Annotated in this window: 12 protein-coding genes; all 12 read right to left on the bottom strand. The window is 69.3% G+C overall.

The genetic code is table 11. From position 1 onward, the window contains the following. Positions 1–343 precede the first annotated feature (343 nt). A complete protein-coding gene (locus QNJ30_05135; GenBank protein ID MDJ0942822.1) occupies positions 344–1684 on the bottom strand; it encodes an amidohydrolase family protein in 1341 nt (446 codons plus the stop codon). Between the two features lie 26 nt (positions 1685–1710). Next, the gene (locus tag QNJ30_05130; protein ID MDJ0942821.1) at positions 1711–2490 is read right to left on the bottom strand and encodes an alpha/beta hydrolase; all 780 of its coding nucleotides are present in this window, start codon (positions 2488–2490) and stop codon (positions 1711–1713) included. 181 nt (positions 2491–2671) lie between these two features. Further along, positions 2672–3538, bottom strand: a complete 867-nt coding sequence (locus tag QNJ30_05125; GenBank protein MDJ0942820.1) for a fumarylacetoacetate hydrolase family protein — start codon at positions 3536–3538, stop codon at positions 2672–2674. Further along, complete coding sequence (locus QNJ30_05120; protein ID MDJ0942819.1) at positions 3535–5013, bottom strand: zinc-binding dehydrogenase; 1479 nt, start codon at positions 5011–5013, stop codon at positions 3535–3537. The genes QNJ30_05125 and QNJ30_05120 overlap by 4 nt, the downstream gene beginning before the upstream one ends. A 1-nt stretch (position 5014) precedes the next feature. Further along, complete coding sequence (locus QNJ30_05115) at positions 5015–5452, bottom strand: SRPBCC family protein (GenBank protein MDJ0942818.1); 438 nt, start codon at positions 5450–5452, stop codon at positions 5015–5017. A 2-nt stretch (positions 5453–5454) separates the two neighbouring features. Further along, positions 5455–7509: a flotillin domain-containing protein gene (locus tag QNJ30_05110; GenBank protein MDJ0942817.1), complete on the bottom strand. Its 2055-nt coding sequence runs from the start codon at positions 7507–7509 to the stop codon at positions 5455–5457. A gap of 32 nt (positions 7510–7541) precedes the next feature. Then, the gene (locus tag QNJ30_05105; protein MDJ0942816.1) at positions 7542–8375 is read right to left on the bottom strand and encodes a phosphoenolpyruvate hydrolase family protein; all 834 of its coding nucleotides are present in this window, start codon (positions 8373–8375) and stop codon (positions 7542–7544) included. Continuing rightward, a complete protein-coding gene (locus tag QNJ30_05100; protein MDJ0942815.1) occupies positions 8362–10644 on the bottom strand; it encodes a Tm-1-like ATP-binding domain-containing protein in 2283 nt (760 codons plus the stop codon). Before QNJ30_05100 ends, QNJ30_05105 begins: the two co-directional genes overlap by 14 nt. Beyond that, entirely contained in the window at positions 10637–11434 is a 798-nt protein-coding gene (locus tag QNJ30_05095) for an ABC transporter ATP-binding protein (protein ID MDJ0942814.1), read from the bottom strand. Before QNJ30_05095 ends, QNJ30_05100 begins: the two co-directional genes overlap by 8 nt. A gap of 21 nt (positions 11435–11455) precedes the next feature. Further along, positions 11456–12703, bottom strand: a complete 1248-nt coding sequence (locus QNJ30_05090; protein MDJ0942813.1) for an ABC transporter substrate-binding protein — start codon at positions 12701–12703, stop codon at positions 11456–11458. A gap of 15 nt (positions 12704–12718) precedes the next feature. After that, positions 12719–13789, bottom strand: coding sequence for a branched-chain amino acid ABC transporter permease (locus QNJ30_05085; protein ID MDJ0942812.1), 1071 nt, complete (start codon positions 13787–13789; stop codon positions 12719–12721). Between the two features lie 3 nt (positions 13790–13792). Further along, positions 13793–14803 (bottom strand): branched-chain amino acid ABC transporter permease, encoded by a 1011-nt coding sequence (locus tag QNJ30_05080; protein ID MDJ0942811.1) that lies wholly within the window; start codon positions 14801–14803, stop codon positions 13793–13795. Positions 14804–15040: the final 237 nt, after the last annotated feature.

Raw genomic sequence — 15040 nt, 5'->3', positions numbered from 1 at the left:
GGTACACAATCCCGAAGCCGCCCTCGCCCAGAACACGAAGGACCTCGTACTCCTGGAGCATCGTCCCAGGCGGCAGCGCGTTCAGATGATAGGCTTCAACCATGGCTTCGACTGCGCGACGGCCTCCAACGCATGCAGTCCCGGCCTTCCCCCCGACGCCGAACACGACGTGGGCCCGGATGCTACGCGTCTCCGGTCAGCATCTTCCAGACAGGGCCGGGCAGCTGCCATGACGTTTAGCACAGCCCGGTCAAGAACTGAACTTGGTGATCGGTTGGTAGGTCGGTCCGACGCCCTCGCGCCGGCGCCCGGCCGGCGCCGCTCCGAACTCCTGCCCTCCTGCCTAGGCCGTCAGACGCAGGCCCGCGCCCAGGTTCTCCGGCGCCTTGTGGAACTTGCCGTCCTTCATGATCGCGACCAGGCGCTTGTGGTCCTGGAGGACGCGCACGTCGGCCAGGGGATCGCCGTCGACCAAAAGCAGGTCGGCCAGGAAGCCCTCGCGGACCTGTCCAAGCTCCGCGCCCATGCCCATGATCTGGCCGCCGTACTTGGTCGCTGCCTGGATCGCCTCCATCGGCGTGAAGCCGACCATGTCGACGAAGTACTCCAGGTCCTTGGCGTTGGTGCCGTGGGGCGTCCAGGCGAAGCCATAGTCGCCGCCGGTCAGCACCCGAATGCCGCGCTTGTGCATCTTCTGCATGGTCTCGATGGCGTTCTCCAGCTCGCGCTCGTAGGCGATGGTGATCGGCGTGCCCGGCTTGATGCCGTAGTCGCCGGCGTTGCGGGCCGTGTTGATCAGCCAGGCCAGGCCGGGCGCGACGAAGTGCTCGTCCTTGTTCGCCTCCAGCATGTCGAGGGCCTCCTCGTCCGAGAAGGAGGCGTGATAGATGATCTCGATCCCGAACTGGACGCACTTCTTGATCGATTCCTTGGAGCGCGCGTGGGCGGCGACCCGGCGATGGCGGCGCTTGGCCTCGTTGACCGCCATCGCAATCTCCTCGTCGGAGAACTGGTTCTCCTCCGCCCCCATGCCGGTGATCTCTTCCCCTGAGAGGTTGATCTTGATGGTGTCCACCCCCCACTTCATCAGTTGCCGGACCTTCAGGCGGACGTCCTCCGGTCCCGAAACGACGATCCCCAGATTGAGGCCCTCGTGCGGAATGTGCGGCAGGGTGGCGTCGCCCAGCCCGCCGACCGCGGTGAGCTCCGGCCCCGCCGCGGTGTAGCGCGGGCCCGGCACCTTGCCGGCGTTGATCGCATCGCGGATTACCACGTCGAGCCGCGGCTTGGCCGCCGCCGCGCCGTAGCCGGCGGTGAACCCGGAATCGATCAGCAGGCGCGCCATCTCCACGCAATTGATGACGTGCTCTTCCAGCGGCATCATCTGGATCGGGTCGATGCCGGGCGCGTTGTTCCAGCTCAGGTGCAGATGGGCGTCGATCAGGCCCGGCATGAGGGTCATGCCGCGGCCGTCGATCCGCTGGCTGCCGCCGCTGCTCCAACCATATCCGTTGCCGGCGCGGCTGACCGACTTGATCCGGCTGCCCACGACCGTGACCTCGCCGGCGAAGGGCGGCTCGCCGCTGCCGTCGAGAATCCGGACGTTGCCGAAGACGATCTCGGACTCGCCGTTGCCGGAGGGACGGCTTCCGCCCCAGCCGCCGAAGGTGCTGTCTTCCGCCATGGTCCCGTCTCCTTTCCTCTGAGCCATCAGAGCGCGGTCGCCTCGACCTGCGCCCGCAGCAGTTCGGCGGCGCGCTGCGGCGCCTCCACCATCATCCAATGGCCGACCCCCGGGAGGATCTCCAGCCGTGAACCGGCGATGCGCTCCTGCAGCCGCCGAGCCATCTCGACCGGCACGACCGGGTCGGCCTCCCCGGCGATCAGCAGGGTCGGGCAGCGGATCGCCGCGTGGTCGGCGGCCGCTGCCGCGCTCAGCGCTTCGCAGTGGGCAGCATAGCCTGTCGGGTCCTGCCGTAGCAGGCTTTCCCGCACGAAGGCCGCCGTCACCGGATTGGCCGTCCGGGATGCGGCCGCGACGCTGCCCGTCGAAACCGCCTCGGCAATCCCTGCCATGCCCTCGGCCCGGGCCGCCGCGGCCCGCTCCGTCAGCGCCTGGCGCGCCGCAGCCGGCGGCTCCAGGATCGCCCCGAAGAGGGTCAGGCTGCCGACAGTCTGCGGCGATTCGGCCGCAAGGTGCTGGCAGAGCAGCGTCCCCATGGAATGGCCGACGAAATGGGCGCGGTCTACGCCGGCGGCACGCAGGCAATCCCGCAGGGCCGCGGTCAGACCTTCGAGCCCAGGCCGGCCGTGCCGCAGTGCCGATCGCCCGGCCCCCGGGAGGTCGGGGCGCAGCACCCGGTAGCCCGCCAGTGCTGCCATCAGGGTCTGGAAGCTGTTGGAGCCGCCGCCCAAGCCGTGGACCATGACCACCGGGGGGCCGGCGCCGGCATCTTCCATGACCATGCTGCCGAGCCGGAGGTCGGTCATGGCCAAGTGCCCAGAAGCGTTATTGCCAGTGACACCCCCCTCCCTAACCCGCGCGCAGCGCCGCGCGTACGCGCCCCACAAGGGGGGAGGGGATTCTCTAGGCGGATCAGCTCACTACTCCCTCCCCCTCGATGGGGGAGGGCTAGGGTGCGGGTGGCTCTCCGAATTGTGCACGTGAGCACTAGACCGCCTCCACTGGGTTCTCCAGGGTGCCGATGCCGCCGATCTCGACCCGGACCCGGTCGCCGGGCCGCAAGTACTTCGGCGGCGTGAAGCCGATCCCGACACCGGCCGGGGTGCCGGTCGCGATCACGTCGCCCGGCAGCAGGGTGATGCCGTTGGAGATCGCCGCGACGATCGTCGGCACGTCGAAGATCAGGAGCCCGGTGTTGGACTCCTGGCGCAGCTCACCGTTGACCCAGCAGCGAAGCGAAGTGTCGGCGAGGTCGATCTCCTCGGCGGTCACGGCCCAGGGACCCATGGGGCAGAAGCTGTCCTGGGACTTGCCGATCAGCCACTGGCTGTGCCGGCCCTGAAGGTCGCGGGCGGTCACGTCGTTGACGATGGTGTAGCCCCAGACGTGGGACAGGGCCTCCGCCGCCGGTATGTTGCGTCCGGCCTTGCCGATGATGACCGCCAGCTCGGCCTCGTAGTCGATCGCGCTCGACACGGCGGCATCGATCCGGATCGGGGCGCCGGGGCCGACCACCGCGTCCGGCAGCTTGGAGAAGACGATCGGCACCTCAGGCACCTCGCCCTTCGCGGCCGAGCTGTCGAAGCCGGAGGCGGCGAACTCCCGGGCATGGGCGTGGTAGTTCTTGCCGACGCAGAAGACGTTGCGGCGCGGCCGCGGGATCGGCGCCTGCAGGACGACGTCCGCCAGCGGCAAGGTTTCGGCGGCTGTCGGAAGGTCGCGGCCGATCAGTGCCGCGACGCCTTCTTCCCCAGCGCTGCCGGCCGGGAGATCGAACCGCTGCACCGTTCCCTCGCCCTCCGCGATCCGGCCGAGATGGCGGCCGCCTTGCCAATCGAATACGGCCAGCTTCATCCGGCGCTCTCCTCGGGTAAGAGAATTATAGAGGCGGTGGTTTCGCGTCCCTCCAGGGCACGGTGGGCCGCCGCCGCCTCGGTCAGGGGATAGCGGCGGCCGACCTCGATCGAGAGGATGCGCCGCTCGATCGCCTCGAAAAGCCGGGCGGTGATCGCGGCGACCTTTTCCGGCGTGTCGGTATAGTGGCCGAAGTTCGGGCGCGAGATCGTCGCCGAGTTGGACGCCAGGGACCCGATGTCCCAGGCACCGATATCGCCGGAGGCCTGACCGAAGCTGACCAGGTGCCCGCGGTTGGCCAGTGCCGCGACCGAATGGGCAAAGCTGTCCCGGCCGACGGCATCGTAGATCACATCGGCGCCGCGCCCCCCGGTCCGCGCGCGGACCTGGGCCTCCAGACTTTCCGCGCCCGGAAGGATGACGTGGTCGGCGCCGGCGGCCCGGGCGAGGCGCGCCTTGGCCTCGCTGGACGTGGCCCCGATCACCGTGGCGCCGAGGTGCTTGGCCCACTGGCAGAGCAGGCGGCCGACCCCACCGGCCGGCGCATAGACAAGGGCCGTCTCACCGCGCCGGACCGGATGCACGCGGTGCAGCAGGAACTCGGCGGTCATGCCCTTGAGCAGCCCGGCGGCCGCGGTCTCGTCGTCGATGCTTTCCGGAAGAGGTACGACCAGCGCCGCCTCCATCGTGCGCCGGGTCACATAGGCGCCGACCGGCGGGCAAGCGTAGGCGACCCGCTGACCCGGGGAGAGGTGGCTCACGCCCGCGCCGACGTCGATCACCACGCCGGCCGCCTCCATGCCCAGCGCACCCGGCGGCGTCACCAGGTCGAAATAGCCGGTCCGGCAGTAGACATCGATGAAGTTGACGCCGATCGCGGTCTGGCGCAGGCGGACCTGGCCGGGCCCCGGAGGCGGCGCGGCAACAGGCGCTGGGTGTAGTTCCTCGGGTCCGCCGTGGCGGTCGATCACCATCGCCAGACCCTCGATCGCACCCCCACTCGCCGGTGCAACCGCTTGGGCCACGAGGCTTCCGCCGCGGCCTTCGACCCGGTCACGGATCGCCGCGAAGGCGGCCTCGTAGACGCCCTCGGCCACGAGCGTCGCCAGCTCCCGCTCGCGGCCGGCGGGCGTCTCGAAGCGCGAGCTCCAGGACCAGAAGGTCCGGTCGCCGTCGGTGACCGGCTTCAGGGTGACCTCGGCGACGTAGTTCAGCAGCGGCACCTCGCTTTCGACGATGCTGTAGCGGAAGCTGTGGTCCCGGTCGGAGAGCGCCAGCAGCCGTTCGCGCAGGCGCTCGCCGCCGGTCAGCACGAAGTCGCGCACGGCGCCGACCTGGTCGCTGCGCCGGCCGTCCTCGACCCGGCTGCGATCGACCGCGGGATGCCAGCGGTCGTGACCGTTGAAGTCGCGCAGGACCTCCCAGACCGCCGCGATCGGAGCGTCGATGACGGTGCTGCGGCGGACCGAGACCATGTCAGCTTCCGAAGCGGCTTTTCAGGGAGTCGAAGCCGCCCTGAAAGACCTCCCGGCCAACCAGGGCGACCAGCTCCGCTTCGCGCTCCGGCGGACAGTCGAACTCAGCCGACCACTCGGCGAAGCTGCGCCCGCCGTCGGTGATGGGAGTCAGCTTCAGGGTCGCGACGTAGTTCTCCACGCCCATCGGGCTTTCCAGGATCGAATAGGTGCAGCTGTAGTCGTAGTCTGAGAGCGCCAGCAGGCGCTCCCGGATGTAGCCGCCGTCCTTCAGCCGGAAGGCGCGGACGCAGCCGACCTGGTCGGCCGGGGCGCCGCCTTCGATCCGGCTCTCGGCGATCGCCGGGTGCCAGTCCGGCAGGCCGTTGAAGTCCCGGATGACCGCCCAGACCCGCTCGGCCGGCGCGCCGATCACCGAGGAGGTGTAGACCTGCGCCACCCCTAGTCGTCCTTCTTCTTCGCGCCCTTGGTCTCCTTGGCGATGCTCTGGGCGTCCCGGGCCGAGCGGAAGATGTCGCCCATCCGGGCGACGTTGGGGTTCTCGACCCCGATCTCCTTCATCATCTCGTCGATCAGGGGCGCCTGGGCGCGGTAGCGCAGCGCGCTCTCGATGACCTCGTCGGTCGGCGTGCGGGCACCGCCGCCGCCGCCGCCAAGGCCGTCAACGTGCAGGATCTTGATGCCCTCGATCCGCTCCATCGGCCGCACGCTCTCGCGCACGATGCCTTCCAGGCGGTCGATCATCTTGGACCGCAGCATCGCCGCGCGGGCGTCCTCGCTGAGGATGTTCTCGGCCTCGTTGCGCAGGCGCTGTGCCTCCGCCGCCACGGCGGCTGTAACCTTATCCGCCTCGGCCGCGATCTTTGCGGTGTCGGCGTCCTTAGCGGCGATCAGCCGGTCGACCGCGGCGATGCGCTCGGCGATTTCGGTCTCGCGGGTGGTCGCGACCTTCTCCTCCGCTTCCGTGGCACGGGCGCGGGCAGCCTCGGTCTCGACCCGGGCCTCGGCCTGCTCCGACTCCTTGCGCAAGACCGCGATCTGGCGCTCGATCTCGGCCAGCTCCAGGGCCTGGGCCCGGTCGACCTCGAGGCGCTTGAGGTCGCGGTCCTGGAGGATCCGCGCCTCCTCCAGACCGCGGTCCGAGGCGATGCGGGCCCGCTCAACCTCTTCCCGCGCCGAGATCTCGGCCTCGTCGATGGACTGGCGCTGGGCGATCTGCTGCGAGCGCAGCAGCCGGTCGCGCTCGATCCGCGCCTTGTCGAGCGCCTGCTCCTGGGCCACCCGCGCCGACTCGATGGCCTTCTGGGCCGAGATCTTGGCGGTCTCGATCTCCTGGCCCCGGGCGATCTCGCGGGTCTCGGTCTCCTCCTCCGCGATGATCCGGGTCTCGCGCAGTTGCCGCTCCGAAACGATCCGGGCGCGCTCGACGTCCTCCCCGGCAGCGATCTCCGAGGTCTCGACGTCGTGGCGTTGCTGGATCTGTTCCTGGCGGATCTGCCGTTCGCGCGCGATGCGGGCCTGCTCCAGGGCCTGCTCCTGGGCGATCCGGGCCTGCTCGATCTCCTGCTGTGCCTTGATCTCGCTTTCTTCCAGGGCGCGCCGGCGGGCGATCTCGCGGGTCCGAGTCTCCTGGTCGCTGGCGATGCGTGACTTCTCCGCCTCGGCCTCCTGGGCGACCCGGGTGCGCAGGATCTCGGCCCGCTGCTCGGCGCGCATGGCCTCCAGTTCCCGCTCCTGGGTCAGGCGCGAGCTCTCGCTCTCCTGCTCCAGCTTCAGGGTCTCCTTCTCGGCCTCCAAGTTGCGGGTCCGGATCGCGACCATGGCCGACTGCTCGATGTCGTTGCGCAGCCTGCGTCGGCCCTCGATGGTCTCGATCAGCTGGGTCAGGCCCTCGGCGTCGAAGCGGTTGGAGGGATCGAAGAACTCGAGCTTGGTCTGGTCCAGGTCGGTGATCGCGGCCGACTCCAGCTCCAGGCCGTTGCGCGCCAGCGCCCCGGCCGCCCGCTCCTCGACCGTGGCGACGAAGTCGCCGCGCTTTTCGTGCATCTCGTCTAGGCTCATCTCGGCCGCGACCGAACGAAGCGCCCCGACGAACTTGCCGCTCAACAGGTCGGCGAGTTCCTCGGGGTCGGTGGTCCGCCGGCCCAGGGTCGAGGCGGCGGCAGCCACGGCCTCCGGCTTCTGGATCACGCGCACGAAGAACTCGGCCTCGATGTCGACCCGCATGCGGTCCCGGGTGATGACCGCGTCCTCCCGCGTGCGCGCTACCGCGATGCGCACGACGTTGAGATTGACCGGGGTCACCTCGTGCACGATGGGCAGGACCAGCGCGCCCCCGTTGATGACCACGGTCTCGCCGCCAAAGCCGGTGCGCACGAAGGCGACCTCCTTGGTTGATCGGTGGTACAGCCAGTTCAGCAGGTAGACGATCACCACGATCAGGATGATCGCGGCGATGAGCCAAAGGATGATCGATCCGATGAGGCCGCTCGTCATGGTCTCGTCCTCCTCTAAGCCTGTTCGGGCCTTCAGCCGGTTCGCAGGGCCTTGAAGGCCCTGGTCTGTTCGGTCAAGGCCACCTCGGTCGGCAGCCGCTCCATCGAGGAGGCGCCGTAGAAGCCGTGGCAGTTGTCGGTGTTGTCCAGCACGTAGCGGGCGTCGTCCGGCATGGCGACCGGCCCGCCGTGGACCAGCACGATAATCTTCGGATTGACCGTCAGCGCCGCCGCCGCCCAGGCCTCGACTAGGGCCGGGCAGTCCTCGAGCTTCAGCGCGGTCTCGGCGCCGATCGCGCCGCCGGTGGTCAGGCCCAGGTGGCAGACCACGATGTCGGCGCCGGCCTCGGCCATGGCCGCTGCGTCGTCCTCGTTGAAGACGTAGGGCGTGGTCAGCAGGTCCTTCTGGCGGGCCAGGCGGATCAGGTCGACCTCCTGGCCGTAGGACATGCCCGTCTCTTCAAGATTGGCGCGGAAAGTGCCGTCGATCAGGCCGACGGTCGGGAAGTTCTGCACCCCCGAGAAGCCGATGGCCTTCACCTGGTCCAGGTAGTGGTCGAAGAGGCAGAAGGGATCTGTGCCGTTGACCCCGGCCAGGACCGGCGTCCGGGTCGCGACCGGCAGCACCTCGCGGGCCATCTCCATGACGATCTCGTTGGCATTGCCGTAGGCCATCAGCCCGGACAGCGAGCCGCGCCCGGCCATGCGGTAGCGCCCGGAGTTGTAGATCACGATCAGGTCGATCCCGCCCGCCTCCTCGCACTTCGCGGAGAGGCCGGTGCCGGCGCCGCCGCCGACGATCGGCTCGCCCCGGCGCTTCATGTCCTGAAACCTCTCCAGCAGCTGCTTTCGCTCAAATCGCGGCATGACGGGCCATCCTCTCGGTCGGGTGGATCTCTTCCAGAGCCGCGACCACCGCGGCGGCGAAGGCGGGGTCGTTGATGTGGTGCGGGCTGCGGATCAGACGGCGGCTGCCGGTCTCCTGGAACCGTCGGGCGAAGGCCTCGAAGAGCGCGCGGTCGGCCTCGGGGTCGTGGAAGGGCTGGCCCGGCGCGTCCAGGGCCGAGACCCCGCCTTCCGGAATCAGGAAGCGCACAGGCCCGGTCAGCTCGTTGAGGCGTCCGGCAATCCAGTCGCCCATGCGCGCGTTCTCCTCGACGGTGGTGCGCATCAGGGTGACCTGCGGGTTGTGCTCGACGAAGAGCCGGTCCCGGTAGCGCTCCGGCACGCTGTCGCGGGGCCCGAAGTTGACCATGTCCAGCGCGCCCAGCGAGCCGACATAGGGGATCGGATTGCGGATGAAGGCGCCGAAGCGGTCCTCGGTCGCCGGGAAGACGCCGCCCATCATCATGTCGCAGACCTCTGTGGTGGTCAGGTCGACCACCGCCGCCAGCATGCCGCTCTCGGCCAGCTTCTCCATGGAGCGGCCGCCGGTCCCCGTGGCGTGGAACACCAGGCAGTCGTAGCGCGCCTCCAGCCGCGCGGTGATCTGCTGCACGGCCTGGGTGGTGACCCCGAACATGGTCAGCCCCAGGCCCGGCTTGTCCGCCGCGGCGCCGCGACCCTCAGCCGCCAGGCCGCCGGCGTCCTTGACCATCCCGGCCAGGGCGTTGGCGCCGTTCGCCAGGACCCGCTTGGAAATCCGGTTCAGGCCCTGCACGTCGGTCACGGAGTACATCATCATGATGTCGGTCGGCCCCACGTACTGCCCCACGTCGCCTGAGGCGACGGTGGAGATCATCACCTTGGGAATGCCGACCGGCAGGCTGCGCATCGCCGGCGTGGCCAGTGCCGTGCCGCCGGAGCCGCCGGCCGAGATGATCCCGGCGATCCCGCGCTGGCGGCGGATCCAGTTCTCGAAGGCCTCGGCCATGGCGCGCACCGCGGCGCCCCGATCGTCCGTGAAGACCGCCGAGGCCCCGCCCCGATGATAGGCGGCCACCATGTGCGGCGGCACGTCGGCCGGCGAGGGCTTGCCCGAGGTCGAAAGGTCGACGGTCCTGACCCGCAGACCCTGGGCCGCGAGCCGGTCGCGCAGGTAGCGCAGCTCCGCGCCCTTGGTGTCGAAGGTGCCGGCGACGAAGACCTCCTCGCCGCCCAGCGCGTCCAGCGGGGTCAGCGGCTCGGCGAAGAGCGGCTCCGGCTTGGCATCGAAGGGCCGGGCCGGTTCCGCCCCGGCGGCCGGCCGCGGCGGCACCTCCTGCGGGCCCTCGCCGCGGGTCCAGGCGGCGCTCGACCAGCGGGTCGGTGGCACGTAGACCAGGCTCGAAGGAGATACGGTCGGTGCCTCTGCGTCTTCCTCTTGCTCGGGCACCGGCTCGGGATCCGGCGCCGGCACGGCCGTCACCGGCGGCGCGGGTTCGGCCGGCAGCTCCAGGTCCTCGGGCGCCAGGTCCTCGTGGGAGTGCCGGCCGACTCCCAGCAGGCGCTCCTGCAGCGTCCGGTTGGCGGCTAGCTGGCGCGCCGGGAGCACCCGTCCGATCCGGCCGTTGACCATGATCGCGACGTCCTCGGAGATCGCGGTGGCGACCGCGATGTTCTGCTCGATCAGCAGGATCGCGACGTCGCGCTCGGCGGCAAGCTCGGCCAGCAGCGCCTCGACCTGGTCGACCACGATCGGGGCCAGGCCCTCGGTCGGCTCGTCGAGGATCAGCAGGCGCGGGTCCTGCAGCAGAGCGCGGGCGATCGCCAGCATCTGCTGCTCGCCGCCGGAGAGCTGGCCGGCGCCGTTGCGGCGGCGCTCGTAAAGCCGCGGGAAGGTCTCGTAGATCCGCTCCACGGTCCAGGCGCCGCCGCCGGTCTCGGCGATCCGGAAGTGCTCCTCGACCGTCAGCGAGGGCCAGAGCCGCCGGCCCTGGGGCGTGTAGCCGATGCCCCTGGCGGCGATGCGGTAGGGCGCGAGGCCGGTGATCTCCTCGCCGTGGAAGCGGATCGAGCCGCGCTGCGGCCGCAGCAGCCCAGTGATCGCGTTGCACAGGGTGGTCTTGCCCATGCCGTTGCGGCCGACCACCGCGTGCACGCCCTGCTCCAGGGTCAGGTCGACGCCCTGCAGGGCATGCGACTGGCCGTAGTAGACGTGCAGGTCGCGGACCTGCAGCACGGCGGCGGGGGTCGAGGGGCGGCGTCGGTCAGCCATGGGCCCGCTCCTGCCCCTCGCCCAGGTAAAGCTCCTGGACCTCGGGATCGTTCTCGATCTCCTCGGGCGTGCCTTCCTTGAAGATCCGCCCGTTGTGCAGCATCGTGACCCGCTCGGCGACCCGCAACGCCACGTCCATGTCGTGCTCGATGATGATGTAGCCGATGTGCTCGGGCAGGGCCTGGAGGATCTCGATCAGCTCGGCGCGTTCCGCCGGCGAGAGGCCCGCCGCCGGCTCGTCCAGGAGGATCAGGCGTGGTGCTCCGGCCAGGGCCAGCGCGATCTCGAGCTGGCGCTGCTGGCCGTGGCTCAGAGTCGCGACCTGCAGGTCCCGTGCGTCGTCGAGGTGCACGGCCTCAAGCAAGGTCTCGGCCATTTGCATCGCGCTGTCGGCGGGCGCCGGGCGACGCAGCGAGAAGCGCCGGCGGCCCACCCCCCGGCAGGCTAGGTAGATGTTCTCGATCACGCTCAGCCCGTCGAAGAGCAGCGAGATCTGGTAGGTCCGGCGCAGGCCGCGACGGATCCGCTCGTGGACCGGCAGATCCGTCACGTCCTCGCCGAAGAGCCGCACGCGACCGGTGGTCGGCGGGAAGTCGCCGGTGATCGCGTTGAACAGCGTGGTCTTGCCCGCGCCGTTCGATCCCAGAACCGCGCGCCGCTCTCCCGCCTCGACGGTGAGGTTGATGTCCGCCAGGGCCACCAGCGCACCGAAGTGGCGGCTGACGGCCTCCAGCTCCAGCGCGAAGCGGCCGGTGCCTTGTAGACGGGAAAGGGCGTCGGTTCTGGGCACGGTGTCGAACCTAAAGCGACATTAGCTACAGGTCGGGTTTTCGCGGCCGACCTGGCCGTACTTCAGGAACTCGTCATAGGACAGGCCCAAGGTCTGCGTGACCTGCGGGATGACCTTGATGGTCTTGTTGAGCAGATTACCATCCGGGCCTTCCGTAACCTCGGTCAGGAAGATGTCGGCGATCGCCTGGCGCCGCTCGTCGAGGCTGACCTTGCCGGTCGGCGTGTCGAAGGAGAGCTTCGAGAGCGCCGCCCGATACTCCTTACCGCCGTCCGACAGATCGCCGCCGACCTCATCCAGGGCCAGAAGCGCGGCCTTGGTGTTGATGTAGTAGGCGTGAGCGAAAAGCGAGGGCGACGGGAAGCCATCCGGGAACTGCTTCTTGTAAGCCGCGACGAAGGCCTTCCAGCCGTCGTTGTCCCAGGTGTCCGAAATCGGACCGCCCGAAGGCGTGCCGATCACGAAACTGCGGGTCCGACCCTTGGAGCCGAGCACACTTTGGTCGACCGTGATCGAGCCGCCGACCAGCGGCAACTCGCCACCGGCCTGTTCGTACTGGGTCAGGAAGTTGACCGCGTCCGCGCCGCCGAGCGCAACAAAGATGGCATCGACATCATCCGGCAAGGCGGCGATGACAGACGAGTAGTCCTTGTTGCCGATCGGGACCCAGAAGCGGGCGTCGACAGGCGCCTTGCCGCCGAGCCGGCAAAAGGGCTCGAGGAAGCCGAAGACCTGGGTGTAGGGGAAAGAATAGTCCTCGGCCAGAACCGCGACGCTGCGGTAGCCCTTTTCCTTGTAGACGTATTCGCCGAGACCGGCCATCCACTGGGCGCCCTCGGTGCTGAAGCGGAAGAAGTTCTCCGCCGGGTTGCGCAGCGTGGTGTCCTGGGCCGCCGAGGAACCGTTGAGGAAGGTTACGTTCGGTTGGGTCTTGGCGTAGTCCTTGACCGCCAGGCCCTCGGAGCCGGACAGCGGGCCGACCATGACCTGCACGCCGTCCTGCTCGACCAGCTTGCGGGTCGCCCGGATCGCGCTGTCCGGCGAGGCGTCTGAGGAGCCGGTGATCAGCTCGATCTTCTTGCCGCCGGCGGTGTAGCCGAACTCTTCCAGCGCCAGCTTGACGCCGCGCATGCTGTCCTCGCCGAGCACGGTGAAGGCGCCTTCCAGGGTCGCCAAGGCGCCCATCTTGACCGTGTCCTCAGCCAAGGCGGGACTGGCCAGCGCCAGCACGACCGCCGCCGTGATCGTCTTGCGTCCTATTCGGAGCATCTTCTCCTCCCTGTTTCAGGTTTGTTCGAGCGATCCGGCGGGATGCCGGCCGTCCCGTTTTCCGTAGCCCGCGCCGAGTTGCGCGCGTCTGCCGAGCCGGATCCGCGTGCGGAGCCGGCCCCAAAGTCCCAAAAGCCCGTCGGGCGAGAACAGCACGATCAGCAGGAAGGCCGCGCCGATCACCGTGTTGAAGCGTTCCCGGTCGATCAGGTCGATCGCGAAGTTCTCCAGCAGCACGAAGGCGACCGCGCCCAGGAAGGGGCCGATCGGATGGCGCAGGCCGCCGATCACCGCGATCACCAAGATGTCGATGACGACGTCGACCCCGACCGAGCCGGGCGAGATCCGCCCGTTGAACCAGACCAGCAGGACGCCCGCCGTGCCGGCGATCAGCCCGGACAGGAAATAGGCGACGATCCGGTGCAGGGTGACGTCGTAGCCGATCGCCCGCATCCGTCGCGGGTTGTCGCGGATCGCCTGCAGGCTGAGCCCGAAGGTCGAGCGCGATCCGTAGACCACGGCCCAGAGGAAGCCGCCGGCCACCGCCAGCGAGAGATAGTAGAACGGCAGGGGCGCGCGCCAGTCGACTCCGAAAAGGACCGGCGGCGCGACCCCGGCGAAGCCTGTAAAGCCGTTGAAGATCAAGTAGTTCTGGCGGACGAAGTAGAAGAAGGCGACGGCGATCGCCAGGGTGATCATGATGGTGTAGATCCCCTCGGTGCGCACCGAGATCGCGCCGATGAAGGTGCTCAGCAGGGCGGCGGCGAGCACCGCGGTCGGGACGGTCAGCCACCAGGGCCAGCCCAGGCCCATGACCCCGACGCTGTTGTCGCCCAGGATCGCCATGAGGTAGCCGGCGAAGCCGGCAACGGTCATCTGGGCCAGGCTCACCATGCCACCGTAGCCGGCCAGCATCATCAGGGACAGCGAGATGGTCCCCAGGATCAGCGAATAGGCGCCGATCTGGAAGACGAAGAAGTCCGAGGCGAAGCTCGGGTAGACGAGCAGCAGCACGAGGGCCGCGATCGCCGCGGGATGGCGTTCCGCGAAGGAAGGGCTGCCGGAGAAGAGCCGCCGCATCGCCATGGCCTAGCGGGTCCCCATGATGCCCTGGGGGCGCACCGCCAGGACGACGACCAGGATCAGGAAGGTCAGCACCACGCCGTAGGTCGGGAAGTAGGCCAGGCCGAACTGCTCGGCGAGGCCGATCAGCAGCGCCCCGATGGCGGCGCCGGGAACCGATCCGAGGCCGCCGACGATCACCACGATCAGCGAAGCCAGCAGGTAGCGGACGTCCTCGCCCGGCGCGATCGACAGGGCGGTGCCGCCGACCACCCCGGCGAAGCCGGCGAGCCCGGCGCCGATCGCGAAGACCAGGGCGAAGAGCAGCTGCACGTTGACGCCGCTGGCCGAGAGCATCTGCCGGTCGTTGACCCCGGCGCGGATCATCATCCCGACCCGGGTTCGGTTGAGGAACAGCCACAGCCCGATCCCGGCGGCGACGGCGACGGCGAGCACGGTCAGCCGGTAGATCGGATACTTGATGAAGACCGGATCGCCGGAGGCCTTGACCACCGAGACCACCGGCAGGGTCGCCGCGCCGAAGAGCCACTCCGGTGGCGCGAACTGGTAGGTGGTGCCGGTCCAGACCGCCAGCATCAGGTCGGCGGCGATGATCGAGATCGCCAAGGTAACCAGGGTCTGGCGCAGGTCGTCGCCCTCCATGCGGCGGAAGATCAGCACCTGCATCAGGACCCCGCTGGCGGCGATCGCCAAAAAGGCGACGGCCAGGCCGAGGAACCAGCTGCCGCTGGCCTCGGCGACCTCGTAGCCGATGTAGCCGCCCAGGAGGTAGAGCGAGCCGTGCGCCAGGTTCACGTTGCGCATCAGCCCGAAGACCAGGGTGAACCCGCTGGCGACCAGGAAGTAGAGGCCGCCAAGTGTCACCCCGTTCAGCAGGGTGTTGACGAAGGTCTTCTTGCGGCCCAGGCCCGAGACCAGCCAGTCGGGCCAGACCGCGAAGATCATCCAGAGGAAGACGGCCGCGACGACCAGGATCACGATCGCCCAGAAGGTGTGGCGCTCGACGAACTGCCTCATGCGCGCGGCCTCGCCGGACAGGCGGGCGCGCAACCGTCCGGCGCGGCCGGAGTGGGCGGCATGGCTTCTGTCCTCCCTCGGACGCCGCCGTCTGCGCGGCGGGCGTCACCCTTGTTCGTCGGCGCGGAACCTCGGCAGAGCGGCGGTTTCCGCACCACGGCCTTGTCGCGGCCCTTTCCAAAAGCCTGTCCCGACATGGATTTCGGCGCAACAGCTTCGCAATTCCCAATCGGGTAA

The sequence above is a fragment of the Kiloniellales bacterium genome (genome assembly GCA_030066685.1).
Classification (GTDB): domain Bacteria; phylum Pseudomonadota; class Alphaproteobacteria; order Kiloniellales; family JAKSBE01; genus JAKSBE01.
This window is presented reverse-complemented; position numbering and strand designations above follow the sequence as displayed.

Bases quoted from the DNA above. Each gene is read 5' to 3' on its own strand.
- QNJ30_05135 (MDJ0942822.1), bottom strand. From the start codon at position 1,684: ATGGCGGAAGACAGCACCTTCGGCGGCTGGGGCGGAAGCCGTCCCTCC.
- QNJ30_05130 (MDJ0942821.1), bottom strand. From the start codon at position 2,490: ATGACCGACCTCCGGCTCGGCAGCATGGTCATGGAAGATGCCGGCGCC.
- QNJ30_05125 (MDJ0942820.1), bottom strand. From the start codon at position 3,538: ATGAAGCTGGCCGTATTCGATTGGCAAGGCGGCCGCCATCTCGGCCGG.
- QNJ30_05120 (MDJ0942819.1), bottom strand. From the start codon at position 5,013: ATGGTCTCGGTCCGCCGCAGCACCGTCATCGACGCTCCGATCGCGGCG.
- QNJ30_05110 (MDJ0942817.1), bottom strand. From the start codon at position 7,509: ATGACGAGCGGCCTCATCGGATCGATCATCCTTTGGCTCATCGCCGCG.
- QNJ30_05105 (MDJ0942816.1), bottom strand. From the start codon at position 8,375: ATGCCGCGATTTGAGCGAAAGCAGCTGCTGGAGAGGTTTCAGGACATG.
- QNJ30_05100 (MDJ0942815.1), bottom strand. From the start codon at position 10,644: ATGGCTGACCGACGCCGCCCCTCGACCCCCGCCGCCGTGCTGCAGGTC.
- QNJ30_05090 (MDJ0942813.1), bottom strand. From the start codon at position 12,703: ATGCTCCGAATAGGACGCAAGACGATCACGGCGGCGGTCGTGCTGGCG.
- QNJ30_05085 (MDJ0942812.1), bottom strand. From the start codon at position 13,789: ATGGCGATGCGGCGGCTCTTCTCCGGCAGCCCTTCCTTCGCGGAACGC.
- QNJ30_05080 (MDJ0942811.1), bottom strand. From the start codon at position 14,803: ATGAGGCAGTTCGTCGAGCGCCACACCTTCTGGGCGATCGTGATCCTG.